General features: G+C 71.3%; 15 protein-coding genes. 4 read left to right on the top strand and 11 right to left on the bottom strand.

Features of this window, described 5'->3' with window-relative positions; translation table 11 throughout:
• Nucleotides 1-115: 115 nt before the first annotated feature.
• The gene (locus ACFY5C_RS10425) at nt 116-1,249 is read right to left on the bottom strand and encodes an FAD-dependent monooxygenase (protein ID WP_389442861.1); all 1,134 of its coding nucleotides are present in this window, start codon (nt 1,247-1,249) and stop codon (nt 116-118) included.
• A gap of 365 nt (nt 1,250-1,614) precedes the next feature.
• Between ACFY5C_RS10425 and ACFY5C_RS10420 the strand changes: the two genes are divergently transcribed.
• Nucleotides 1,615-2,199 carry a TetR/AcrR family transcriptional regulator gene (locus tag ACFY5C_RS10420; protein WP_389442859.1) on the top strand — a complete coding sequence of 195 codons (585 nt, stop codon included), beginning with the start codon at nt 1,615-1,617 and terminating at the stop codon, nt 2,197-2,199.
• Nucleotides 2,200-2,309: 110 nt separating this feature from the next.
• Here the strand turns inward: ACFY5C_RS10420 and ACFY5C_RS10415 are convergent, their stop codons facing one another.
• From ACFY5C_RS10415 to ACFY5C_RS10385, 7 genes are all read right to left on the bottom strand, one after another.
• Entirely contained in the window at nt 2,310-5,348 is a 3,039-nt protein-coding gene (locus ACFY5C_RS10415) for a helix-turn-helix transcriptional regulator (RefSeq protein WP_389442857.1), read from the bottom strand.
• Between the two features lie 104 nt (nt 5,349-5,452).
• Nucleotides 5,453-7,669 (bottom strand): MMPL family transporter, encoded by a 2,217-nt coding sequence (locus ACFY5C_RS10410; protein ID WP_389442856.1) that lies wholly within the window; start codon nt 7,667-7,669, stop codon nt 5,453-5,455.
• Between the two features lie 139 nt (nt 7,670-7,808).
• Entirely contained in the window at nt 7,809-10,709 is a 2,901-nt protein-coding gene (locus ACFY5C_RS10405; RefSeq protein ID WP_389442854.1) for an ATP-binding protein, read from the bottom strand.
• A gap of 145 nt (nt 10,710-10,854) precedes the next feature.
• Nucleotides 10,855-13,020 carry a 3-hydroxyacyl-CoA dehydrogenase NAD-binding domain-containing protein gene (locus ACFY5C_RS10400; RefSeq protein ID WP_389442852.1) on the bottom strand — a complete coding sequence of 722 codons (2,166 nt, stop codon included), beginning with the start codon at nt 13,018-13,020 and terminating at the stop codon, nt 10,855-10,857.
• A 61-nt stretch (nt 13,021-13,081) separates the two neighbouring features.
• A complete protein-coding gene (locus ACFY5C_RS10395; RefSeq protein WP_389442850.1) occupies nt 13,082-14,284 on the bottom strand; it encodes an acetyl-CoA C-acetyltransferase in 1,203 nt (400 codons plus the stop codon).
• Between the two features lie 105 nt (nt 14,285-14,389).
• Complete coding sequence (locus tag ACFY5C_RS10390) at nt 14,390-15,532, bottom strand: CaiB/BaiF CoA transferase family protein (protein ID WP_389442848.1); 1,143 nt, start codon at nt 15,530-15,532, stop codon at nt 14,390-14,392.
• Nucleotides 15,533-15,881: 349 nt separating this feature from the next.
• Nucleotides 15,882-16,565, bottom strand: a complete 684-nt coding sequence (locus ACFY5C_RS10385) for a TetR/AcrR family transcriptional regulator (RefSeq protein ID WP_389442846.1) — start codon at nt 16,563-16,565, stop codon at nt 15,882-15,884.
• A gap of 380 nt (nt 16,566-16,945) precedes the next feature.
• Here ACFY5C_RS10385 and fabG point away from each other — a divergent pair, with 380 nt between their 5' ends.
• From fabG to ACFY5C_RS10370, 3 genes are all read left to right on the top strand, one after another.
• Nucleotides 16,946-17,707, top strand: coding sequence for a 3-oxoacyl-ACP reductase FabG (fabG, locus tag ACFY5C_RS10380; protein WP_389442844.1), 762 nt, complete (start codon nt 16,946-16,948; stop codon nt 17,705-17,707).
• Between the two features lie 167 nt (nt 17,708-17,874).
• Nucleotides 17,875-19,764, top strand: a complete 1,890-nt coding sequence (locus tag ACFY5C_RS10375; protein ID WP_389442842.1) for an AMP-dependent synthetase/ligase — start codon at nt 17,875-17,877, stop codon at nt 19,762-19,764.
• A 79-nt stretch (nt 19,765-19,843) separates the two neighbouring features.
• On the top strand, nt 19,844-21,001 hold the full coding sequence (locus ACFY5C_RS10370) for an acyl-CoA dehydrogenase family protein (RefSeq protein ID WP_389442840.1): 1,158 nt from the start codon (nt 19,844-19,846) through the stop codon (nt 20,999-21,001).
• Between the two features lie 98 nt (nt 21,002-21,099).
• Here the strand turns inward: ACFY5C_RS10370 and ACFY5C_RS10365 are convergent, their stop codons facing one another.
• The 3 genes from ACFY5C_RS10365 to ACFY5C_RS10355 are packed head-to-tail and all read right to left on the bottom strand — an operon-like array spanning nt 21,100 to nt 24,675.
• Nucleotides 21,100-21,876, bottom strand: coding sequence for an ABC transporter ATP-binding protein (locus tag ACFY5C_RS10365; RefSeq protein WP_389442838.1), 777 nt, complete (start codon nt 21,874-21,876; stop codon nt 21,100-21,102).
• Complete coding sequence (locus ACFY5C_RS10360; protein ID WP_389442836.1) at nt 21,873-22,646, bottom strand: ABC transporter ATP-binding protein; 774 nt, start codon at nt 22,644-22,646, stop codon at nt 21,873-21,875. The genes ACFY5C_RS10365 and ACFY5C_RS10360 overlap by 4 nt, the downstream gene beginning before the upstream one ends.
• Nucleotides 22,636-24,675 (bottom strand): ABC transporter permease, encoded by a 2,040-nt coding sequence (locus ACFY5C_RS10355; protein ID WP_389442834.1) that lies wholly within the window; start codon nt 24,673-24,675, stop codon nt 22,636-22,638. The genes ACFY5C_RS10360 and ACFY5C_RS10355 overlap by 11 nt, the downstream gene beginning before the upstream one ends.
• Nucleotides 24,676-24,692: the final 17 nt, after the last annotated feature.

Genomic DNA, 24,692 nt, shown 5'->3' with positions numbered 1-24,692 from the left:
GGGGCCCCGCCGTGGCGCCCGCGCGGCCGGGGGAGCCCGGCGGCGCCCGGCGTGGGGGCGGGCGGGGGCGCCCCGCCCCCGCGCCCCCCCCCCCCCCCCGCCGCCTTTTGGGGTGCTACCCCCGGGGCGTGGCGCCGTCGCCCTGAGGCTGCCAGGCCAGGACCGGGTCCAGGCTCTTCTGGAACGAACTCCCGGGCAGGGCGCGCAGGGCGGCGTTGCGCAGTGTCACCGCCGCACGGGACGACCACTGGCCCATCAGCCCCACCTGGTGGGCGCGCCGGGTGATCATCTGGGTTCGCGGGCGGCGCTGGGCGTCGTAGGCGTGCAGGCCGTCCGGGTGTTCCATGCAGGCGGCGAGCACCACGGCGTCCTCCAGGGCCTGGCACGCTCCCTGTCCGAGGTTGGGGGTCATGGCGTGTGCCGCGTCGCCGACGAGGGCCACCCGGCCGCGGACGAAGGTCGGCAGCGGTGGCAGCTCGTAGATGTCGTGGCGCAGCACGGCGTCGGGAGACGTCGCGTTCAGCAGGGCCGGTATCGGATCGTGCCAGCTGCCGAAGCGCCGGCGCAGCTCGTCCAGTCCCCACAGGGGGGCGCCTTCCTCCGCGGTAGCGGCGGCGTAGCAGTACGCACGGCCGTCGGGGAGCGCGGCGTAACCGAACCGGGCACCCCGCCCCCAGGACTCGCCGCTGCCCTCGATGGTGATCGGTCCGGTGACCGCCCTCCACGTCGCGTACCCGGCGTAACGGGGAGCGGCGGCTCCGGGCCATACGGAGTTGCGGACCGCGCTGCGGATGCCGTCGGCGCCGACGACCAGCTGCGCCGAGGACAGCCCGGCGCTGTGGGCGACCGATCCGTCGGGGAGCACCCCGGTGACCTCGACGCCGGTGCGCAGGACACCGGAGGGCAGGGCCTGGGCCAGGAGGGCGAGGAGGTCGGCCCGGTGGATCATGGCGGCCGTGCCGTGACGTCGTGCCATCTCCGCGGTGTCGAGGCGGGAGAGCCACCGCCCCCGGTCGTCACGGATCCCGGTCGCCGACTCGCTCATCGCCTGTGCCCGGACCCGGTCGCCCACCCCCAGCGCGCCCAGAGCGCGCAGGGCGTTCGGCCACAGGGAGAGACCCGCTCCCACTTCCCTCAGCTCCGGGGCGCGTTCGAGGACCTCGACGGTCCAGCCCTTCGAGGTCAGCGCCAGTGCGGTGGCGAGGCCACCGATGCCGCCGCCGACGACGATCGCCTTGCGTTCTTCCATGATCACTCCCTGGTGGGACGGAGAGTGCTCCGCAGGCGCGGAGCACTCGGTTGTCAGGTGGTGCGGTGGTGTGTGCCGATGAGTTGGCGTAGGAGGGATGGGCGCGTCACGTCGTGACGAGAGCGCCGGTACGGCGATCCGCGCCGAGGCGCGGGAAGAGGCGGCCGTTCGCCGGGCGGGTCGGCGTGCCGCTCCGGAGGTCCCCGCCCCACTCTTTCTACGCAAGGTCCTCGGCCGGGCGCCTCGGGGAGGGCCCCCTGGATCAGGTGTGCCGACCCCAGGAATGAGCTTGGGTTTCTACTTGCCGACCAGTAAATTGAGGGTGGCTGCGGCCTCACTCTCCGCAGCCCGGAGGGAGAGCAACCATGGCAGGGGCGCGAGGACGGACCCGCGAACGCATCAAGGAAGCCGCTCTCGACCTGTTCGGCGAGCAGGGCTACGGGACGACCACCTTGCAGCACATCGCCGACCGGCTCGAGCTGACGAAGGCGGCGCTGTACTACTACTACAGGACGAAGGACGACCTGCTCGAAGATCTGACCACGGCGTTCGTCGACGACTTCGAGGGAGTCGTCGTCCGCGCCGAGGGCCGCCCGCGCACTCCCTCGGCGGTACGGCAGGCCCTGGCCGAGCTCATCGACCTCTACCTCGCCAACCGCCGCACCACGGCGGTGCTTTCGTACGACAAGACGCTGCTGGGGCATCCTGTGGGCGAGCGTGTTTCGGAGCTCTCGCAGCGGCTGCTCGACGTGGTGGCCGGTCCTGACCGGGACGTCCGGCAGACGGTCAGGGGCGCGGCGGCCCTCGGCGCCGTCTTCGTGCCCGTCGTCGAACTGGACGAACGGACCGCACCGTCCGACGAGATCGCCGAGCCGCTGCTGGCGGCGGCCTGCGCCGTGCTGGGCATCCGGCAGGCCGCCCGGCAGACCACCAGGGCGACCGGGGGCTGAACGCGTGCTCGCGGCGGGCGGGTCCGGCATCGGCAGCCCGGCCGTTCGGGCCGCAGCGGTGGACACCCGGGACCGGTGTCCCGGCTGCCGGTCACCGCAGCGGAGACACATCACCGAGGACCCTGCCCCGCGTCGCCCGGTCGGCCGGGACCGGCCGGCCGCTCTCCCAGCAACCCCCCGTCGAGGGCGCGCACCAACTGGAGACGACTGCGGCAGTCCGTCTTCGCGTACACCCGGCTCAGATGACGCTCCACGGTCTTCACGCTGAGGGACAGCGCCTGCGCTATCTCCCGGTTGGAGCGCCCGAGCTGGACGTAGCGGGCGATCTGCGTCTCCGTCGCCGTCAGCTCGGCCGGGGACGACGCCCGGTGGCGTGGAACCTTCAGGTTCCGCCGGCGCAGCTCGACGCCGGCCCGGCGGCGCCACGGCAGGGCTCCCAGCCGGTGGAACACGTCGAGGGCGCTGCGCAGGTGCCGTTCCGCGTCTACGCCCGCCGTGCCCAGGTACAGGTGTGCCTTGGCCTTCAGGAACGACAGGTCGTGCCGTTCCGCCACCGACGCCGCCTCCAGGAGGGCCGCGGTGTCTCCGGTGGCGTGGCCGTGGGCGAGACGGGCCTCGGTGAAGCCGGTGTAGTCGTGGCTGTCCATGCCGTGATCCCGGGCTGCGGCGAGCAGGCCGGTCACCGCTTCCGGGCAGCCCGCCTCCGCTTCGATCTCGGCCAGCCGGACCAGCAGCCGTGCGCGCAGGTGATCGGGGAGGTTCCCCTCGCCGAGCCGCTCCGTCAGCCGGCGGCGGCCGCTGTCGAGGTCGCCCTGCATCAGGTCGACGACGGAGTGGGCGACGACGGCCGCTGTGTTCAGCAGGGGCTGGGTGCGTGCGATGGCGTCGGCGGCCTGGCGGGCCGCCCTCCAGTTGCCCTGGTGGGCGTGGAGCGTCGCCTCGCTCAGCCGGAGCGGGCCGAGGTGGACGAGCGATCCCGATTCCCGCATCTGCCGGGCGGCCATGACGATGTGCGCGTGCCCGGTGCTCCAGTCGCCCGTCTGCACGGCGTTGTGGACGCGGGCCGCGACCAGGCTCCCTCGGAAGAAGTGCCAGCCGCAGTCGGCGAGCAGGGCGTCCGCCTCGGCGAGGGACCCGGCACAGGCGTGGGTGTCGCCCCGCATGGAGTGCAGGTAGCTCAAGGTGCTGAGGGCGTTGAGCCGCAGACTGGCGGGCGCCTCGGCCGCAGCGTCCCGCAGCCGGATCGCCAGGGGCTCGAGACTGCGGTAGCCGTCGGTCATGCAGTGCAGGGGCACGAGGTAGCCGAGTGCGGTGATCCGGTCCCTGAGAGGCGCCCGCTCCAGCCGCGCATCCGCCTCGGCGGCGAGCGCGGTGGCTTCCCGTGTCCGGCCCGTCATCAGATGCAGGAGGGCGGCCTGGGCGGTGAGGACGAGGTGGCCGGGCGCCGCCGCCCTGGCCTCGTCCACCAGCGCGCGGGCCTCCCCGACCGCGCCGTGCTCCGTGAGCGCCCCGATGACGAGGCTGCTCAGCCGGTTCGCACCGGCGACACCTCCGGGCGCGGTACCGCCGGTGCGAGCGGCTTCCTCGGGATGGCCGGCGACCAGCAGGGACAGGGTGAGGCGGGTCACCAGTTCCGCGTGGTCCGGGTGGTCGGGCGGGGTGATGTCGACGGCCTTCCGGTACCACGGGACGGCGGCCCCCGGCGTACGTGAGAACGCTCGCCCGGCTTCCCCCGCGAGGATCTCGATGGCCCGGGCGTCCCCGTGGTCGGCGGTCTGTGCGACATGGGCTGCGATGTCCTCCTGGAGGTCTGCTGCCGGGGCGAGCCTCAGCAGCCAGTCCGCCGCGGTGCGGTGGCCGCACCGGCGAGCGGCGGGCCCCAGGTCCTCGTAGAGGGCGTCGCGGACCACCTCGCTGGCGAAGCCATAGGTGCCGGGAGCAACAGCTCGCAGCACGCCGTGCCGTACGAGGCTGTCGAAGGCGGACTCCGTGGCGCGCGACGACAGACGGGAGACGCGGGCCAGCAGGTCCAGGCGGGTCAGCGCGACCACGCGTAGCAGTGCGGCCGCCCTGGCCACACGCATGGAGGAGACCGTGCCGCCCAGGGCGCGTTGCAGGATCTGCCGTCGCCGGTCCGGGCTCAGAGGCGTGGGCCCCCCAACGAGGTGCCAGGCCCCTCCACGCCGCTCCAGACGCCGGTGCTCGGCCAGGTCCAGGAGGGTCTGGAGCACGAAGAACGGGTTGCCCCCGCCCCGGGTGTGCGCGTGCGCGGCGAGGGCGGGTGCCGGTGGCGTCCCCAGGGCCTGCGTCAGCAGCAGGGCGGTGCCGTCCGTGTCCAGGTTCCCTAGATCGGTGGTGTGGAGCCGTTGCCGGCCTTCTTCGCGGGCCAGGAGGGCGCCGAATGCGCCGACCGGCGCGTCGCGGGGGACACGCGTGGCGGCGGCGACCACGAGTGGGTGTCTGGCCGGGGTGCGGGTGAGGTGGCCGATGAGCGCGAGCGTGTCGGGGTCGGCATAGGCAGGGTCGTCCAGCACGACGACCGTGGGCCTCTCCTCGCGCAGGAGCCTGAACAGGCGTGCCGCCGCCAGGTGCACGTCGTCGTGGCGCTGTCCCTCGGCTACGAGGCGGACCGCTGCGGCCGGTTCGCCGCTGGACGCGCTCCGCGCGCCGGGGGCCGCCGCCGTGAGCGAGGCGAGCGTCCGGAAGGGGACGCGACGGGCCTCGTCGAGGACGTCGCCAGTGAGACGGAGGACGTGCCAGTTCCGGGCGGCGCCGCCCAGCACATCGTCGAGCAGGCACGACTTCCCGACGCCCGCGGGGCCGCGCAGCAGGACGGTGCCCCCCGCGCCCGCCGCCGCGGAGAGGTGCTCGGTCAGCCGGTGCGCTTCGGCCGCCCGCCCGACGGGACGCACCGCGGAGAGCTGGGCCGAGAGGGACAGCGTTAGCGCGTCGGCGTCCTGGACGACGCGCTTCAGGGCGGTGTGCCCTCGGCCGGAGTGGTCCAGGGCGGGGTGGCTCTTCAGGATGTGGCCGGGCCGGCCGGGGTGATCCCGCACCGTGTGCTCCCTGACCGCGTTGCCCGGGTCTGCGGGCGGGTGGGCACCGGCCGGGTTCCGGCCGCGCTGTTCGGGCGGGACCGTGTTCGCCATGGGTGGTCTCTCCTTGTTCGGGGCACCGGTGTCTCGGTCATCACGCGGCGTGGCCCAGGGCGTTGCACGCAGCGGGGCCCTGGGCCGAGCGGGGAGCAGCGGTCCTAGCCGACGGGCGTGAGCTCCTCATCGGTGTGGCCGCCGGGGGCCGGGTCCACCGCTCGGTGCCGTCCGGTGGGGGCCGGCTCGCTGCCGCCTTCCAGGTCGATGTGCGGCAGGATGCGGTCCAGCCAGCGGGGCAGCCTCCAGGACGCGTTGCCCATGAGCTTCATCAGAGCCGGCACCAGCACCAGGCGGACGACGAAGGCGTCCAGCGCCACCGCGAGTGACAGGCCGAGACCGAACATCTTGATGATCGGGTCGTCGCCGATGACGAAGCATCCGAAAACGGTGACCATGATGAGGGCCGCGGCGCTGACCACGCGTCCGGTGTGGGCCACCCCCTCGACGACGGCCTTCGTCGCGTCCCGCGTACGGCTGTACTCCTCCCTGATCCGGCTGACCACGAAGACCTCGTAGTCCATCGAGAGTCCGAAGAGGATGGCGAACAGCATCATGGGGACGAAGCTGATGATCGGGACGGTGCCGTCCAGACCGATCAGTTCGTTGCCGTATCCCTTCTGGAAGACGGCCACCACGGCGCCGTAGCCGGCGAACACGGAGAGCACGTTCAGCACAGCCGCCTTGATGGGCACCAGGACCGAGCGGAACGCGAACACCAGGAGCAGCAGGGAGATGCCCACCACGGCGCCGATGAAGAGCATCAGGCGTTCGCTGATCCGGTCCGCCATGTCGATGTTCGCGGCCGTGGGTCCGGTGACGTGAGCCTGTTCGGAGCCGCTCCCGAGGGAGGCGGGCAGGACGTCCTCACGGATGCGGTCGACCAGTTCGGACGTCGCCTCGTCCTGCGGTGACGTCTTGGGCACCGCGGTCAGGATGGCGGTCGTGCCGGCCTCGTTGGGAACCGGCACCCCGACCGTGGCGATTCCTGGGTCCTGGCCGATCGCCTCGCTCACCCGGGCCCCGGTCTGCTTGAGCGCGGCACTGTCGGGTGCGCTGAGGGAGATGGTCAGCGGCCCGTTGAACCCCGGTCCGAACGCTTCGGCCAAGTGGTCGTAGGCCACGCGCTGGGTCGTGCTCTCGTTCTTCGTGCCGTTGTCCGGCTGGCCGAGGCGCATGTCGAGCGCGGGAACGGCCAGGAAGCCCATGAGCAGGACCGAGACGGCGACGGCGGTCTTCGGGCGGCGGGTGACCGCAAGCGCCCACCGGCGCCAGAAGGCGCTGCCGTTGGGCGCCGGGCGCTGCTTGAACACCCGCAGTTTGTCGATCCGGTGCCCGATCAGGCCGAGGAGTGCCGGCAGCAGGGTGAGGGCGGCCAGCACCATGATGATCACGACGACGGCGGAGGTGTAGCCGAAGGAGGCGACGTAGGGGATGCCGACCAGTTGCAGCCCCATCAGTGCGATGACGACGGTGAACCCGGCGAATACCAGAGCCTGGCCGGCGGTCGCCAGTGAGTGCCCGGCGGACTCCTTGGGATCCATCCCGTTGTCGAGGTTCGTGCGGTGCCGGGTGACCAGGAACAGGGCGTAGTCGATGCCCACTCCCAGACCGATCATCGTGGCCACGGTCGGAGCCGAGGAACCGACAGTGGTCAGCTGGGACAGCAGCATGTTGCCGGCGGTGCCCAGCCCCAGGCCGATCAGCGCCGTGCCGATGGGCAGGCCCATGGCCACGAAGGTGCCGAAGGAGATGAGCAGGATGACCATGGCGGCCACCAGGCCGATCATCTCGGCCATGGACTCCTCGGCGGTCGAGTTGTCGACCAGGGCCCCTTGGTAGGAAAGCTCCACATCCGCGTGTTCGGCCGCTTCATTCGCCCTCTCCAGGGCCTCGAAGTCCTTCTCGTCGAGTTCGTCCACAGGTACGCCGTAGGTGACCGTGGTGTGGGCGGTCGCGCCGGTCTCGGACACCGAACCGGCACCCATCGGCTCGGGCGCGGCCACGACGTGCGGCAGGGCTTGCATCCTGCGGCTGGACTCGGCGACCGCGTCCCGGCGCTCGGGGTCGGTCAGGTGTCCGTCCTCGGTGTGGTACACCACGATCACCGAGGTGCCGGATGCCTGGGGGAACTCCTTCTCGAGCACTTCCTGGGCGCGGGTCGAGTCGCTGCCCGGCACCTTGAGCTGGTCGACGTAGGACGATCCGCCGGTCGCGGAGACGACACCGAAGGCGGCGCAGAGGACCAGCAGCCAGCCGAGTATGACGCGCCATGGATGGTGCGCGCATGAGCGTCCGAGTCGATGGAGCAGTGATGACATGGGCCATTCCTCAGCAGTGGAAAGGGGTGATCTGTCCGTTTCAGCGAACGTCATCCGCCTGACGGGACACACGGGGGAGGGCCCCCAAGACGCACCCCAGCATTTGTGCGGGATATCGGCGGCAGACAGGACTTCCCCGTCACTCGAAGAGCGAGGGATCCGCGTAGTACAGCCGCGTCAGGTCCGCACGGGAGGCCACCGAAAGCTTGGGGAACACCTTGTACAGGTGGTACTCGACCGTGCGGCGGCTGAGGAACAGCTGACCCGCGATCTCCCGGTTCGAGAGCCCCTGGGCCGCGAGGCGGGCGATACGCAGTTCCTGCGGTGTGAGATCGGCCGTCCTGCTGGTCCGGCGCCTCGCCTCACCCGTGGCCCGAAGCTCCCGCTGCGCCCGCTCCGCCCACGGCCACATGTTCAGGCGCTCCAGCGTGTCCGCCGCGCTGCGCAGACAGCGCCGGGCGTAGACCCGCTTGCGTATCCTGCGCAGGCGCTCCCCGAAGTAGAGCTCGGTACGGGCCTTCTCCGCCGGGACACTTCCGCTGTGCAGCGCCAGCGCCTCCTCGAAGAAGACGACCGCCCGGTCGTCGTCCGGTTCCAGCAGCGCCCGCGACCGCGCCAGCAGGGCCCGGGCCTCGCCGGTCACGGCGCCCGCCTGCCACGACTCCAGCTCCTGCATCGCGGTGCGCGCGGCTTCCGGCTCCCCTGCGTGGATGGCCGCTTCTATGCGGTCGGGCAGGGACAGCAGACTGATGACGGGGTGTCCGGTCCCCGGCTCCGCCGACGCCAGCGCCTCCAGCATGTGCAGTGCCTCCGGGTACTCGCCGCGGATCAGCGCCAGGGCGGCGAGGGCGTGGTGGGCCGTGGCCACCGCCAGCCCGATCCGCCGGCGCAGCGCCGTGTGCAGGGCGGTCTGCGCCGCCTCGCGGCACGCGTCCTCATTGCCGCGCATCGCGTGCAGGAACGCCAGCCGGGACAGGTGCAGGGCTTCCAGGTTCTCCTGTCCGGTTTCGCGCGCCAGCCGGAAGCCCTCGTCGGCGAGCGAGGTCGCGTGCGCCGTACGCCCGCTGAGCATCTCGAGGATGACGACGAAGTGGAGATTGCTCGGCAACGCGCCCACATGGCCCGAGGTCCGCGCCGGCTCGCCGACCCGGCCGAAGAGCTCCATGGCCTGCGCGGCCTCCCCCAGGAAGAGGGCACCATTGCCCGCCCACGCCACGAGCATGGGGTCTTCCAGGGCGACCGCTTCCTCGATGCCCCGGGTCACAAGCTCCCGGCCCGCGCCGACATCCCCCTCCACCACGGCGCCGACTCCGGACAGCAGCAGGTGGGTGCAGTGGACGGCAGGCTCGTCCGACGCCAGACGGGCGGCCGTGGCACCCAACTCACCGAAGCGGCGCAGGTCACCCGAGTAGGACGCCGCTTCCGCCGCCTGCACCAGGCACCGGGCGGCGACCGACGGCTCCGACTCCGCGAAACAGTCCGCCGCCCTGGACAAGGTGCGATACGCGTCCGTGATGACCCCGCTGCGCATCTGCACCGCCCCGCGCAGCTGCAGCAGACGTCCCAGCAGGGCGGGGCCCCGCGCGATCAGCTCAGCCTCGGCGATCAGCTCCTCCGTGTGCCGGGCCCGGCCTGCCTCCCAGGTGGCACGCGCCGTCTCGTACAACCGCCCGGCCCGCACATCGACGTCGGGCGTCAGCCGCGCCGCCCGCTCCAGCAGCGCCGACGCCGACGCGTAACCACCGCGCGCACGGGCGTGCTCCGCCGCGTCCGCGAGCTCTGCGGCCACGGTCTCGTCGGGCCCCAAGGCGGCCGACGCCAGGTGCCAGGCACGGCGACCGTCCCGGGCCTGGGGCAGCAGCGCCTCCGCGAGCGCCGCGTGCACCCGGCGCCGCCGAGTGAAGCCGGACCCGCTGTACACCGCCGTACGGACGACCGGATGGTGGAACTCCACATGTCCGCCGCGGACGGAGACAAGACCCGCGTCCGCCGCCGCGTCCAGGCTCGAGTCGGACAGGCCGAGCCGCTCCAGCGCGGCGACCACCGCGGACAGGTCGCCGGTCTCCTCGGCGGCGGCCACCACCAAGGCGAGCTGCGTAGCATCCGGCAGGGCACGCACCCGGTCCAGGAAGGCCCGTTCGACGCCCGCCCCCAGAGGCAGTGGAACGGGCAGCGGCTCGCGGCCGCACAACTGGTCCTGCGCGAGCGCCTCGCCGAGCTCCGTCAGGGCGAGGGGATTGCCCCTCGTCCGGGCGACCAGTTCCCTGACCACCGCCGCATCGGGTACGTCCCTTCCTGCCGCGAGCAGTTGCCCGGCGGCGCCCTCGTCGAGCCCGCCGAGGCGCAGGCGGGGCAGCCACGGGTCCGACAGCGGGTCCGGCACCGGATCACGCTGCCCCAGGAACACGGCGACGCGTTCGGTCCGGATGCGCCGGGCCACAAACAGCAGGGTCTCCATCGTGGGGCGGTCCAGCCACTGGACATCGTCCAGGACGCACACCAGCCCGGTCCCGGCCGACGCCTCGGTCAGGAGCGACAGCACTGCGACGGACACCAGGAACCGGTCCTCCACCCGGTCCGCCCCCAACCGCAGGGCACCCGCCAGCGCCTTCGCCTGCGCGCCGGGCAGTGCCGACAGGTGACGGAGCAGGGGATGCAGCAACTGGTGCAACCCCGCGAAGGCGTACTCCGATTCGGACACGGCGCCGCGGGCCTGGACGCACTGCATGCCATGCGCGGCAGCGCGCTGCCGCGCATGGCCCAGCAAGGCGCTCTTGCCCGCTCCGGGCTCACCGTGCAACAGCAACAGGCCGCTTCGTCCGACCGCGGCCTCCTCCAGGACGCGGTCGATCGCGGCCTGCTCGGCGGCACGGCCGTAGAGAGGTGGATGTGCAGGGATGGCGGATCGCCTCCGTCGTCCTGGGGCCGGCCACCGGCCCGGACGACGAAGGCCGCCCGGGCCGGCTCGACGACCAGCAACGATGTACGTCGTGCGGAGAGGTGCACACCAAATTGCCCTCTGCCTCCGAGCGACGTCCATCGCTGGGGCCGCCGGCCCCGCCCATTGAGTAACGATCACTCAGCAGTCCTGGCGCGGCGGCACCGGACCGCCCCCGGCCGGGCGCACCGGCGCGGATCGGGACGGACCACGAGGGGCGAAACGCCCTCAGCGGTCCTGCCCGCGCCTACTCGTAGCTCTCGCCCCGCTCGGCCCGCGCCACCAACGAGGCCGGCGGCAGGAACCGGTCACCGTAGCGTTCGGCGAGTTCACGGGCCCGGTCGACGAAGCCCGACAGGCCCCCCTCGTACTGGTTGACGTACTGCAGGACGCCACCGGTCCATGCCGGGAAGCCGATACCGATGAGAGATCCCACGTTCGCGTCCGGGACGGACCGCAGCACCCCCTCGTCCAGGCACCTGACGGACTCCAGCGCCTCCGCGAAGAGCATCCGCTCGACCATGTCCCTGAACGGCACGTCGGCCGTGACGGAGCCGAAGGCGTCCGCCAGGCCGGACCACAGCCGTCCCCGCCTGCCGTCGGCGTACTCGTAGAAACCCGCCCCTTCCAGCCGGCCGGGCCGCCCGAACTCGTCGACCATGCGGTCGATGACGTCGAACGACGGGTGGTGCACCCATTCCCGGCCCTCGGCAGCCGAGGCGGCCCGCGTCTCGCCACGGGCCTTCTGAGCGAGTTTCATGTTGAGTTCGTCGGTCAGGGCGAGCGGGGCGGTGGGGTATCCCGCCTGGAGACCGGCCTGTTCCACGGAGACGGGGGACACACCCTCGCCGATCATGTTGACGGCCTCGTTGAGGAAGGTCCCGATCACCCGGCTGGTGAAGAAGCCGCGGCTGTCACCCACCACGATCGGGGTCTTGCCGATCTGCTGGGCGATGTCGAACGCCTTCGCCAGCGTCGCGTCGGTCGTCTTCTCTCCCACGATGATCTCCAGCAGAGCCATCTTGTCGACGGGGGAGAAGAAGTGCAGACCGATGAAGTCCTCGGGACGCTGCACACCCTCGGACAGGCCCGTGATGGGCAGGGTCGAGGTGTTGGACCCCAGCACCGCGTCGGGCGCGACGAACGGCTCGATCTCGGCGAACACCTTCTTCTTCAGCGCGGTGTCCTCGAACACCGCCTCGATGACCAGGTCGGCCCCGGCGGCGTCCTCGGCGCGGTCGGTGGCGGTGATGCGGGCGAGCACCTCGTCCCGCTTCCCCTCCGACAGCCTGCCCTGCGACACGGCCTTGTCGAGGATCTTGCGCGAGTAGCCCTTGCCGCGCTCGGCCGCCTCGACCGTCACGTCCTTGAGGACGACCTCGATGCCGGCCCTGGCACAGACGTACGCGATGCCGGCGCCCATCATGCCGGCACCCAGCACCACCGCCTTGTGCGCCCGGTGCCGAGGGAAGCCGGCGGGACGGCTGCCGCCCTTCTCGATCTGCCGGCTGTCGAAGTGGAACGCCTTGATCATGTTGGACGAGATCTGTCCGCAGGCCAGCTCGGCAAAGTACCGGCTCTCTATCCTGAACGCGGTGTCGATGTCCACCTGGGTGCCCTCGGTCGCCGCGGCCACGATGCGGTGCGGGGCGATCACCGGCGTACCGCGGCCCATCGTCCGCACGGTCGCCGTGAGGGGCGCCACGACCTTGGTGTTGAACGTGTGGGACCTGGCGGTGCCGCCGGGGATGCGGTGACCCTTCACGTCCCAGGGCTGCACCGCTTCCGGGTGCTCGCCGATGTAGCGCTTCGCCTGCGCGATCATGGCTTCGGGCGAGTCGGCCAGCTCGTCGACGAGACCTCGCGCCAGCGCCTGGGCCGGCCTGAACGCGCGCCCCGTGAGCAGCACTTCGGACAGCGCCTCCTGGAGGCCGAGCATCCGCACGGTACGGGTCACCCCTCCCGCCCCCGGAAGGAGGCCCAGGGTGACCTCGGGCAGGCCGATCACACTGCCCTTGACGTCCAGGGCGATGCGGTGGTGGCACGCCAGCGCGATCTCCAGGCCCCCGCCTAGCGCGGAGCCGTTGATCGCCGCGACGACCGGCTTGCCGAGCTTCTCGAGGCGGCGCAGGAGGGCTTTGAGCCGGTCCGTTCCCGCGGCCATGTCGGCGACCCGTTCGGGTGCCGTCCGGCGCAGCTGGGTGAGGTCACCGCCGGCGAAGAAGCTGTCCTTCGCGGAGGTGACGATCACTCCGGCGATGCCGGAGCGCTCCGCCTCCAGCCGGTCGACCGTGGCGGCCAGGGAGTGCTGGAAGGTGTCGTTCATGATGTTCGCGGGGCCCGCGGGGTCGTCCATGGTCAGGACGACGACACCGTCCTCGCCCTGCTCCCAGCGGATCATGTTGTCTGTCATGCGATGAGTCCTGTTCCAGTTCGGGGGGCGCGATGGGGGAGCGATCTTCGAAGGGAGCCGGTCACAGCCGCTCGATGATGGTGGCGATGCCCATGCCACCGCCGATGCACAACGTCACGAGGGCACGCCGGGCCTGACGGCGCTCCAGCTCGTCCACCACGGTGCCGACGAGCATGGCTCCGGTGGCGCCCATGGGGTGCCCCATGGCGATCGCGCCACCGTTGACGTTGACCTTCTCCATGGGCAGGTCCAGTTCCTTGACGAACTTCAGCACCACCGAGGCGAACGCCTCGTTCAGTTCGAAGATGTCGATGTCGTCGACGGACAGACCGGCCATGTCCAGCACCTTGCGGGCAGCGGGCGCCGGGCCGGTGAGCATGATGACGGGGTCGTCACCGGTGAGGGCGGCGGCCACCACCCGGGCCCGCGGGGTGAGGCCGTAGCGGGTGCCGACCTCTTCGCTGCCCATGAGCACCATGGCGGCACCGTCGACGATCCCGGAGGAGTTGCCGGCGGTGTGGACGTGTTCGATCCGTTCGATCCAGTGGTACTTCTGGAGCGCGATCGCGTCGAAGAGGGAGCCCATGCCGGTGAACGACGCGGGCAGCTCGGCGAGGGACTCCATGGTGGTGGGGCGGATGAGCTCGTCGTGGTCGAGCACCGGCACTCCGTGGTCGACCACGGGCACCACGGACTTGGCGAAGTACCCGCCTTCCCATGCCGCCGCTGCCCGCTGCTGGGACATCAGGGCGTAGGCGTCCACGTCCTCCCGGGTGAAACCCTCGACCGTGGCGATGAGGTCGGCACCGATTCCCTGCGGAACCATCTGAGCGGCGGTGGCGGTCTCCGGGTCGTAGGCGACCGGGCCGCCGTCCGACCCCATGGGGACCCGCGACATGGACTCCACACCGCCGGCGATGATCAGGTGGTCCCAGCCGGAGCGCAAGCGTGCCGCGGCCGTGTTGACGGCTTCGAGACCGGACGAGCAGTAGCGGTTGAGCTGCATGCCGCACACGGTGTCCGGCAGACCGGCGGCCAGGGCGGCGGTCTTGGCGATGTTGCCGCCCTGGTCTGCGATGGGCATGACCGAGCCGAGGACGATGTCGTCGATGGCGGCCGGGTCGAGGTCGGGGTGGCGACGGCGCAGTTCGTCGATCAGACCGGTGAGCAGGGTGATCGGCTTTGTCCCGTGCAGGGCACCGGTCTGCTTGCCGCGCCCGCGCGGAGTGCGGATCGCGTCGTAGATGAATGCTTCGGAGGTCACGGATGAGCCCTTCGGTCCAAGTGATGGGAGAGGGAGAAGGAGAAGGAGAAGGAGGAGGACTGGGCGGCGGGGGCAGGAGAGTCCCGTCGCGCGCGGTCGGCCGGTTCAGGCTTCGGCAACGGCGAGTACGCCGGCGGCGACCAGGGAGTCGATGGCGTCCGGGGAGTAGCCCGCCTCGGTGAGCACGTCGCGGGTGTCCTCGCCGGGGCGCGCCGCACGGGAGGGCGCTGCGCACGGTGTGGCGCCGAACCGCGGCGCCGGCGCGGGCTGGAGCACCCCGTCGACCTCGACGAAGCTCCCGCGTTGCGCGTACTGCGGGTGGTGCGGCGCCTCATCGAGGGAGAGAACCGGGGCGAAGCAGGCGTCGACGCCCGCGAACGACGCGCACCACTCGTCGCGCGTGCGCCGCAGGACCGCCTCGGCGACCAGCTTCTTGCGCTCGGGCCACCGGGCGGGGTCCGCGTCCGCCATGAGCGCGTCCGCGTCGAGTCCCAGGGTTTCGTACAGGGCGTGCCTGAACTGCGGCTCGATGGCGCCGAGCGCGACGTAGCGGCCGTCGGCGGTCTCGTACGTGTCGTAGAAGTCCGCCCCGCCGTCGAGCCAGTTGGTCCCTCGCTCCTGGGACCACATGCCCTGCTGCTGCATGCTGTAGAAGATGCCCATGAGCTGGGCGGCACCGTCGATCATGGCGGCGTCGACCACCTGGCCGGCGCCCGTCCTCGTGCGGGCCTGCAAGGCGGCGAGGACACCGACCGCCAGCAGCATGCCACCACCGCCGAAGTCCGCGACGAGGTTGAGCGGCACGGCGGGCCCGCCGCCGGGAGGCCCGATCGCCGCCAACGCGCCGGACAGGGCGGTGTAGTTGATGTCATGCCCGGCCACCTGCGCCCAGGGGCCGTCCTGCCCCCAGCCGGTCATGCGCCCGTAGACGAGGCCGGGGTTACGGCGAAGACACTCCTGCGGGCCCACTCCGAGCCGCTCCATGACACCGGGGCGGAATCCCTCCACCAGGACGTCGGCGTCCTCGATCAGCCGCAGGACGACCGACGCACCCTCGGCGGACCGCAGGTCCACGGCCACCGACCGGCGGCTGCGGCGCAGGACGACGTCGTGGAACGGGCGGCCGACCTCCGTGGTCCGGTCGACGCGCACGACGTCCGCTCCGAGGTCGGCCAGGACGGTCGCGCAGAACGGTCCCGGCCCTTGAGCGCCGATCTCGACGACTTTCAGATCAGACAACGGCCCCATGCTGTGTACGCCTCCTTGCCCCGCACTTCGCCGCTCCGGCCGGCGCGCCACGGGGACCGGGCGCGGCAGCCGCGGCCCGCTCAGGTGGCGGCACCGGGGTACGGCGGCAGTACGGGAAACGTGTGTGAACGGCTGAGAGCGCAGGAGACTCGCACCCACCTGCGACTTCGTCGCGACCTCGGAGCGCGGACACGGAAAGCGCACGTGAACGCGTGCAACGTGTCGGAGACTCCGCGGTGGGTGACCGCCCGGACAAGGGGCGCCGCTTCGCAAAGTGTTATCGCCGATTAGCCTTTGTGTCCAGCGCGAGCCACGCGTGTCAGCGGTCACACCGCCTGCGGCCCTCCGGTCAGCCGGCGACCACGGGGGCACGCAGCACGGCAAGCGCCTGCGCCCGGAGCTGGGCCCGCAGGGGGCCCTCGGCCATGCCGATGCGGTGCGACGCGACGGCCACCGTCATCCCCATCACCGAGAGCACGGCCACCCGGGCCGCCGCGTCGGACAGTTCGGGGCGCGTCTCCGCCAGCAGATGCACCCAGTCCTCCCGCAGGAGCCGGTTGGACCGGTTGAACCGCCGCCGGTCCTCCAACGGCAGTTTGCCGATCTCCCTGTCCAGCACCACCGCGAGGTCGCGGTGGTCCAGGACGAAGTCCAGGTAGCAGTCGACCGCCGCCTCCAGGGCCTCGGCGGGCGAGGCGAGGGAACCCTCCACGACCTGCGCGAAGTCCCTGTTGAGCTGCTCCAGCGAAAGGTCCACCAGCGCCGACAGGATCGCCTGCTTGCCGGAGAAGTGCCGGTAGACGGCCGGGCCGGTGATGCCCGCCGCCTCACCGATCTCGGCCATGCCGGTCCTGGCGTAACCGCGTTCCATGAAGAGCCGGGCGGCCTGCCGCAGGATCACCTGCTTGCGGACGCCGTGCTTGCGGCCCTGGGCCAGGAGCGCCTCGATCGGGGGCTCACCGCCACGGCGCCGGGCCCCGGACTCCGCACCCTTCCCGGAGCCGGGCTCCCCGTCCCGCCTGCCCTCTGTCACGTGAAGTCCTCTCGGCCGTACGGAGTGACGCGTCCCCCGGCTCCGGTCACGACCCCGGCGGCCTCCGCGGGGGAGCGGCAGACCAGTAGTCCTACGGATGCGCACGACTCGGCAGGCGCCGTTGGATGACGGAAGCATCGGCGGTGCTGCCAGGGTGACGGCAGGACCGCCGGTCGGAAGTAAATCAAAACTCACGTTCTGCGTCAGCCGGCGAGGTCCGTGCCGGATACGCCCGTGCCCCGCGCCCGTGCCTGTCCGAGGCGCTGTGCGGCGCCCGGTCGGGTGACCGCGCCGGATCTCACGCGCCGGTGCCACCCGCACCCCGCTCGCCGGATTCTCGCGGCCACCCGGTCGCACCGGCTGCTCCCAGGAGGTTTCCCATGTCCCTCTCATCCAGCCGTGTCGCGGTGGTGACCGGCGCCGCTCGGGGCATCGGCGCGGCGACAGCCGTCCGGCTCGCCGCCGACGGCATGGCCGTCGCCGTCCTCGACCTCGACGAAGCCGCCTGCGCGCCGGTGGTCGACGCCATCACCGGGGCCGGGGGCAGGGCCATGCCGGTCTCCGCCGACGTCTCGGACAGCACACGCGTGCAGGCGGCGGTGGCGCGGATCGCCGAAGAGCTCGGACCGCCGACGGTGCTCGTCAACAACGCCGGCGTGCTGCGCGACAACCTCCTGTTCAAGATGACCGAGGACGACTGGGACACCGTGCTGGACGTGCACCTGAAGGGTGCCTTCCTGATGACCCGGGCCGTCGAGAAGTACATGACCCAGCAGAACTGGGGCCGGATCATCAACCTGTCGTCCATCTCCGCCCTCGGCAACCGGGGACAGGCCAACTACTCGGCGGCCAAGGCGGGTCTCCAGGGATTCACCAAGACGATCGCCATCGAACTGGGCAAGTTCGGGATCACGGCCAACGTCATCGGCCCCGGCTTCGTCGTCACCGAGATGACCAGGGCGACGGCCGAGCGGATGGGCATGTCCTTCGACACCCTGAAGCAGCACATGGCCGGGGAGATCCCCGTCCGGCGGGTCGGCGAGCCCGAGGACATCGCGCACGTGGTGTCCTTCCTCGCGTCGGAGAACGCCGGGTACGTATCCGGCCAGGTGATCTACGTCTCCGGCGGCCCGCAGGGCTGACGGGACAGCACGCGACTCCGCCGCCGTGTCCTCGGACCTGCCCGCGCACCGGCCGGCTCCGCGTCACGCACACCGCGTTCCTGCCCGGTGGCGTCCGGAGCCGGTCCCGCGACCGGTCCGGGCCATGGCGGCATCACCCGTTCCCGCACGACAGTCCAGAGGGACACATGACTCACCGGTACACCGTCGACAGCCGTCCGCCCTCCCTGGCACACCTCTTCCGGGACCGCCTGCACGACAGCCCCGACGACGAGGCCTACCGCTATCGGCCGGTGAACGACTCGGCGGAATGGACCTCGCTGACGTGGGCCGAGACAGGAACACGGGTCCACAGGATCGCCGCGGGACTGATGTCCCTCGGGGTTCGCCCCCAGGACCGTGTCGCCATCGCCTCCGGCACGCGTGTGGAGTGGTTCCTGGCCGACCTCGCCGTCATGTCGGCCGGCGCGGCGACCACCACGGTGTACCCCACCACCGACGCCGACGAGATGGCGTTCATCCTGGCCGACTCCGGCAGCCGGGTGCTCTTCGCCGAGGACGCCGTACAGCTTGCGAAGGTCATGGAGCGGATCGGCGAACTGCCCGGCCTGACCGCCGTGGTCCTGTTCGACGGCGTACCGGCCGAGGCCCCGGTGGACGCACCGCGCTGTGACGTCCTGTCGCTGGCCCGACTGGAGGCGCACGGCGCGGAGTACGCCCGACGCGATCCGGGGTGCGTGGACCGGGCGGTGGACGCCATCGACCCGGAGCACCTGGCCACTCTCATCTACACCTCCGGCACCACCGGCAGACCCAAGGGCGTACGTCTGGTGCACGACTGCTGGTCCTTCCACGCCCTCACCTCCGCCGAGTCGGGAGAGCTCACCCCGGACGACCTCCAGTACGTATGGCTGCCGCTCGCCCACACGTTCGGCAAGAGCCTGCTCTGCGCGCAGGTCGCGGTGGGCAACCCCGTCGCCGTGGACGGCAGGATCGACCGCATCGCCGAGAACCTCGCGGCATTGCGCCCCACGCTGATGGCGGCCGTGCCCAGGGTGTTCGAGAAGATGTACAACGCGCTGGTCGTCGAAGCCCGTTCCCAGGGGCCGGCCAGTGAGGAGGCGTTTTACTGGGCCGCCGCCGTCGCCCGCGAGTACGCCACCACCGCACAGGAGCTGGGGACGGAACTCGGTGCCGGAATGGAGACGGGGACCGCGCTCGTCCCGGAGAAACTCCTCGCCGCGCACGCCATCGCCGACCGGCTCCTGTTCACCAAGGTCCGCGACGCCTTCGGCGGGCGGCTGCGTGCGTGCATCTCGGGCGGCGCGCCCCTCGCACCCGACATCGCCCAGTTCTTCGGCGGGGCGGGGGTGCGGATCATCGAGGGCTACGGGATGACGGAGTGCGCCGGCGGCACCACGTTCACGTCGTTCGAGTACCGCGTGGGGACGGTGGGCAAGCCGCTGCCCGGCACGGAGGTCCGCATCGGCGACGACGGAGAAGTGCTCCTGCGGGGGCCGCACATCATGCGCGGCTACCACAATCGGCCCGAGCAGACCGCCGAGGTGCTGGGACCGGACGGCTGGCTCCACACCGGCGATCTCGGGGAGCTGACCGCCGACGGCTACCTGCGGATCACTGGGCGCATCAAGGAACTGATCAAGACGTCCGGGGGCAAGTTCGTCTCGCCGGTGGAGATCGAGAGCCGTTTCAAGGGCGCATGTCCGTATGCCGGGCACATCCTGGTCGTGGGCGACAACCGCAACTTCTGCTCCGCCCTCATCACTTTGGACGCCCCCGCCGTCATGGCCTGGGCGGAGGTGAACGGCCTCAGCGGCAGGTCCTTCGGCGAGGTGTGCGCCGCGCCGCAGACGCGGCAGCTCATCGCCGGGTACGTCGAGCAGGTCAACGCCGGGCTCCAGCGCTGGCAGACCATCAAGAAGTTCGCGGTGCTGCCCCGGGACTTCTCCCAGGAGCACGGCGAGGTCACTCCCAGCATGAAGGTGCGGCGCGCAGCCGTGGAAGCGTCGTTCGCCCATGTCATCGACCGAATGTACGAGGGAAGCCGCGAGGGCTGACCTGTCCTCGCACCGGCAGTCCCCGCCACCCACCCCGACCGCTGGACGTGGTCGCCATGTGAAGGAAAGCGAGACCGTCATGCGCCGTTCTGTGTTCACCGACGAACACGAGCAATTCCGGCTCGTCATGCGCAAGTTCATGACCGAGGAAGTCGCGCCGTCATTTCCGTCCTGGTCTGCGGACGGGCACCCGCCGAGGGAGTTCTACCGCCGTCTCGGGGAGCTGGGCGTGCTCGGCATCCAGGTGCCGCAGGAGTACGGCGGAGCGGGCGAGACCAGCTTCAAGTACGCCATGGTCATCAGCGAGGAGCTCTGCCGGGCCGGCGTCAGCTTCGGCAACGCCACCCTGCACACCAACCTCATCCTGCCGTACCTGCTCAACTACTGCACGGAGGAACAGCGCAAGCGCTGGCTCCCCGGGTTCGCCAGTGGGGAGATCATGACGGCCATCGCCATGACGGAGCCGGGCACCGGTTCCGATCTGGCCGGTGTCAGCACCACCGCCCGGCTGTCGGACGACGGCACCCACTACGTGCTCAACGGGTCCAAGACGTTCATCACCGGCGGGGTGCTCGCCGATCTGGTCCTCGTCGTGTGCCGTACGTCCACGCGCGACGCCACCGACCGTCGCGGCGGGCTGTCGATCCTGTGCGTCGACGCCAGGAGCGAGGGGTACGCCGTCGGGCGCAAGCTCGACAAGATCGGCTTGAAGACCTCCGACACGGCCGAACTGTCCTTCAGCGACGTCAAGGTGCCCGTGACGAACCTGCTGGGCGAGGAGGGCAGAGCCTTCGAGTACCTCTCGCACAACCTCCCCCAGGAGCGGCTGACCATCGCGATCGACTCCTACGCCATGGCCGCCGGCGCACTGCAACGCGCGTTGGACTACGTACGGGACCGGACCGTCTTCGGCCGGTCGGTGGCGTCCTTCCAGAACACCAAGTTCGTCCTCGCGGAATGCGCGACCGAACTCGAGGCCATGCAGGTCATGGTGGACCGGGCGGTCGAACTGCACGACAGCCGCGAGCTCAGTGGCGCCGACGCGGCCAAGACCAAGCTGTTCTGCACCGAGGCCGCCTCCCGGGTCATCGACAAGTGCCTGCAGCTGCACGGTGGTTACGGCTTCATGTCGGAGTACCCGATCTCCACGCTCTACACGGACATCCGGGTGTCCCGGATCTACGGAGGGACCAGCGAGGTCATGAAGATGATCGTCTCCAAGTCCCTGGGCCTGTAGTCCCGCCGGGCCCCTGGGGAGTGGGCGTGACGGAAGCCCTCCGGTGTGAACCACCGGAGGGCTTCGTTACGTTGGGGGGCGCGGTGACCCCCATCCCGTCAGGACAGGGCCACGCCCCCGAGGTAGGCGCTCGCCAGCACGGCGCGGTTCTCCCTCAGATAGGAGGCGTCACCCTGCAGCACCACGTCGCCGTGGCTCAGGACGTACCCCCGGTCCGCCACGTCGAGCGCCATGTGGACGTGCTGCTCCACCAGCAGGACGGCCATGTCCTGGTCGGCGGAGATCCGCTTCAGCACCGACAGCAGTCGCTCGGCGATCTTGGGGGCGAGGCCCAGGCTCATCTCGTCGACCATCAGCACCGCCGGCCGCGTCGCCAGCGCGCGGCACACCGCGAGCATCTGCTGCTCGCCACCGGAGAGCAGCCCGCAGGCACGGTGCATCAGACGGCCGAGCTCGGGGAAGTGCTCCTCGACGACGGATGCGGCGTACCGGCCCCCTGTGTCGCCGTCGGCCGGTCCGGCCGGCCGGGCCAGACGGAGGTGTTCGGCCACAGTCAGCCCGGGGAACAGCCCCCGGTCCTCCGGTACGAGGGCCACGCCGCGGCGCGCGAGCAGGTGCGCCCGTCGGCCGGGCGGGGAGCCGAGGATGCGGGCCTCGCCCCCGACCGGCGGGAGGAGGCCCGCGAGTGTCATGAGAGTCGTGGTCTTGCCCGCCCCGTTGGGGCCCAGCAGGGCGACGATCTCCCCCCGGTCGACCCGCAGGTCCAGCTGCCTCACCACGGGCATGCCGGCGTATCCTGCACCGAGTTGGGACGTCTCGACCACGGTCCTGCCGTCGAAGGGCGTGTCCCGCCCAGCGGCACGCCAGCGCTTCATGACCGGTTCTCCTTCGTTCCGTGTGTCCCCAGATAGGCGGCGACGACCTTGTCGTTGCTGCGGATGCTGTCGGGGGTTCCGTGCGCGATCAGCGCCCCGAACTCCAGCACGTAGACCTCGTCGCACACGTCCAGCACGAGCCCCATGTCATGGTCGATGAGGAGCACACCCGTCCCGGCGGCGGCGATGCTCCGGATGCGGTCGCCGAGCGCCATGCTCTCGTCGGTGTCGAGTCCGGCCGCCGGCTCGTCCATGAGCAGCACGTCGGGGTCCGGGGCCAGCGCACGGGCCACACCGAGCAACTTGCGCTGTCCGAGCGAGAGTTCGCCGGGGTAGGTTTCCGCGGCGTCCAGGAGCCCGGCACGTTCGAGTGCGACCGTCACCCTCTCCTCGACGGCGTGGCGGCCCGGCCGGACCATGTCGAGCAGGACCGACCCGATGCTCAGCCGCCGGGCCGCCACCTGCACGTTCTGACGTACTGTCAGATCTTGGAACAGTTCGAGTGACTGCCACGTACGGGCGAGGCCGGCCTGCGCACGGAAGTGGGCGGGCCGGCCGTCCAGCCGTTCGCCCCTCAGGCGGATCTCGCCGCTGCTCGGGGTGAAACCCGTGACGGCGTCGACGAGACTCGTCTTGCCGGCGCCATTGGGACCGATGAGGCCCGTGACCCGGCCGGCCGGTACGCGCAGGCTCACTTCGTTCACGGCCAGGACACCGCCGTAACGGACCGTCAGGGCCTGCGTCGCCAGCAGGACATCGTCACTGTGCACGGGAATCCTCCTGGAGCTGCGCGAGGGGCTGGTGGTGCCGGGGAGCGGCGCCGGAGACCGTGCCCGGGCCCCCGGCGGCCGGTGTCGCGTTCTGCCCGCGCCGGCGATGGAGCCGGGCGAGGAGCGCCGCTGTGTCGGTGCCGACCTTGGCGGCGATGCCGTTCGGGTTGAGGACCGCCGTCAGCACGAGGCCCAGACCGGAGGCCAGGACGTAGTACTCGCCCAGGTCGATGCTGCGGTCGAAGAAGACGTAGGCGAGACCGGACGGCGCGAGGAGGCCCGCGACCATCGCGCCCGGAATGCTGGTGATGCCGCCCAGATAGGCGAACGCGAGGAAGGACAGCCCCGCGAGCACACTGAAGGAGTCCACCGACAACTGCCCCCGGCTGTATCCGATCAGACAGCCGCCGACACCCGCCAGGAAGGATGCGACGGCGAACGCCAGCAGCTTGGTGTGCGCCACGTTGATCCCCGCGGCGGCGGCCGCCCTCTCGTTGGAGCGCACCGCGAGGAAGGCACGGCCGGTGTCGCTGCGGGCGAGGTTCCCCACGGCGACGGCGGCCAGGGCGAGCACGACGAGGACCATCACGGCGAACGGGAGGCGTACGAGTTCGTCGCCCTCACGGACACCCAGGTCGACACCGAACAACGTGGCGTCCTCGATGAGTTCGCCTCCCGGGGCCGACAGTTCGGGGTTGCGGAACAACAGGCGCTCGATGGTGACGGCGCCCGCAAGCGTGACCAGGGCGAGCTGCGCCCCGCGGATCCGCAGCGCGGGCAGTCCGACGAGCACTCCGAGCACGGCGGCCACCGCCCCCGCCGCCAACAGCGACAACGGGAAGGGCAGCCCCAGGTCCGTACCGAACTTGGAGAGGGCGAAGCCCGCCGCGCCGGCGAACGCCGCCTGCGCCAGCGAGATCTGGCCGACCAGACCGGTGAGGACGACCAGGGACAGCGCGATCACCGCCATGATCATGGAACTGACCAGTCCGAAGCGGTAACTGCCACGGGTGAGCGCCAGGAGGGCGAGACCCGCCAGAACCCAGGCGGCGACGGTCACCGGACGCATGCGCGGGACCTTCACCTGGGGCAGCGCGGTGTGCTCGAGGCCACCGCGCCCGGGAAGGCCGCGCCCCAGCAGGAACAGGCAGACGACGATGATGACGAACGGCAGGGCGTCGGCGGCACCGGTGCCCGCCCAGGAAGGCCACCAGTCCTTCATGCCGAGGAAGGTGATCTCGGACTGGAACGCACCGAGCAGCAGCCCCGCCGCACAAGCCGTCCCCAGGGACCGCAGACGGGCCACCAGGGCCACGGACAGGGCGGGGACCACGTAGAGGGTGTAGTTGATGGGGTTGAGGCCGGTGACCGGTGCGGCGAGGATCGTCACGATGCCCGTGACGGTCCCCACCATGCCCCACGTGATCCCCGCCAGGAGGTCGGGTGAGTAACCGAACAGGGAGGCCGCCGTCTCGTTCTCCGAGGCGGCGCGCGTCGCCAGACCGGTGCGGGTGAAGCGGAACCAGGCCCACATACCGGCGGCGGCGAGTACCGCGATCACGGCCAGGTAGAGGCGGTCACGGGAGAAGGTGAGGTCTCCCCAGGTCAGTGGCGCGTTCGGCAGGATGGGTGCGACGGACCTCGGCTGGGAGGTGAACCGGAGCACGACGAGTGCCTGGACGGCCAGCATGATGCCGATCGTGGCGACGACCTTCGCCAGTTGCGGCGCCGTCCGCAGCGGCCGGAACACGAGCAGATGCGTGGCCACGCCCAGGACGGCGGAGGAGAGCAGGCTCAAGGTGAAGGCCGTCACCGACCCGTCGTTCACCGAGAGCCGGCCCACGGGCAGGACCAGCTCTCCCGACTTGCGTATCTCGTCGTAGACGTAGACGCCCCACATCGCCATCGCCCCTTGGGCGAAGTTGAGGATGCCGGTGCCCTTGTGGATCGCCACCAGACCTGTGGCCAGGGCGGCGTAGGCGGCGCCCACGCCGAGCCCGACGATGAGCATGCTGAGGTAGGCATTCATACGTGAAGTCCTCGGGG

Source organism: Streptomyces sp. NPDC012935 (assembly GCF_042900345.1).
Taxonomy (GTDB): Bacteria; Actinomycetota; Actinomycetes; order Streptomycetales; family Streptomycetaceae; genus Streptomyces.
This window is presented reverse-complemented; position numbering and strand designations above follow the sequence as displayed.

Bases quoted from the DNA above. Each gene is read 5' to 3' on its own strand.
- ACFY5C_RS10365 (WP_389442838.1), bottom strand. From the start codon at position 21,876: ATGAAGCGCTGGCGTGCCGCTGGGCGGGACACGCCCTTCGACGGCAGG.
- ACFY5C_RS10420 (WP_389442859.1), top strand. From the start codon at position 1,615: ATGGCAGGGGCGCGAGGACGGACCCGCGAACGCATCAAGGAAGCCGCT.
- ACFY5C_RS10355 (WP_389442834.1), bottom strand. From the start codon at position 24,675: ATGAATGCCTACCTCAGCATGCTCATCGTCGGGCTCGGCGTGGGCGCC.
- fabG (WP_389442844.1), top strand. From the start codon at position 16,946: ATGTCCCTCTCATCCAGCCGTGTCGCGGTGGTGACCGGCGCCGCTCGG.
- ACFY5C_RS10375 (WP_389442842.1), top strand. From the start codon at position 17,875: ATGACTCACCGGTACACCGTCGACAGCCGTCCGCCCTCCCTGGCACAC.
- ACFY5C_RS10415 (WP_389442857.1), bottom strand. From the start codon at position 5,348: ATGGCGAACACGGTCCCGCCCGAACAGCGCGGCCGGAACCCGGCCGGT.
- ACFY5C_RS10400 (WP_389442852.1), bottom strand. From the start codon at position 13,020: ATGACAGACAACATGATCCGCTGGGAGCAGGGCGAGGACGGTGTCGTC.
- ACFY5C_RS10390 (WP_389442848.1), bottom strand. From the start codon at position 15,532: ATGGGGCCGTTGTCTGATCTGAAAGTCGTCGAGATCGGCGCTCAAGGG.
- ACFY5C_RS10410 (WP_389442856.1), bottom strand. From the start codon at position 7,669: ATGTCATCACTGCTCCATCGACTCGGACGCTCATGCGCGCACCATCCA.
- ACFY5C_RS10425 (WP_389442861.1), bottom strand. From the start codon at position 1,249: ATGGAAGAACGCAAGGCGATCGTCGTCGGCGGCGGCATCGGTGGCCTC.
- ACFY5C_RS10370 (WP_389442840.1), top strand. From the start codon at position 19,844: ATGCGCCGTTCTGTGTTCACCGACGAACACGAGCAATTCCGGCTCGTC.
- ACFY5C_RS10405 (WP_389442854.1), bottom strand. From the start codon at position 10,709: ATGGACGTCGCTCGGAGGCAGAGGGCAATTTGGTGTGCACCTCTCCGC.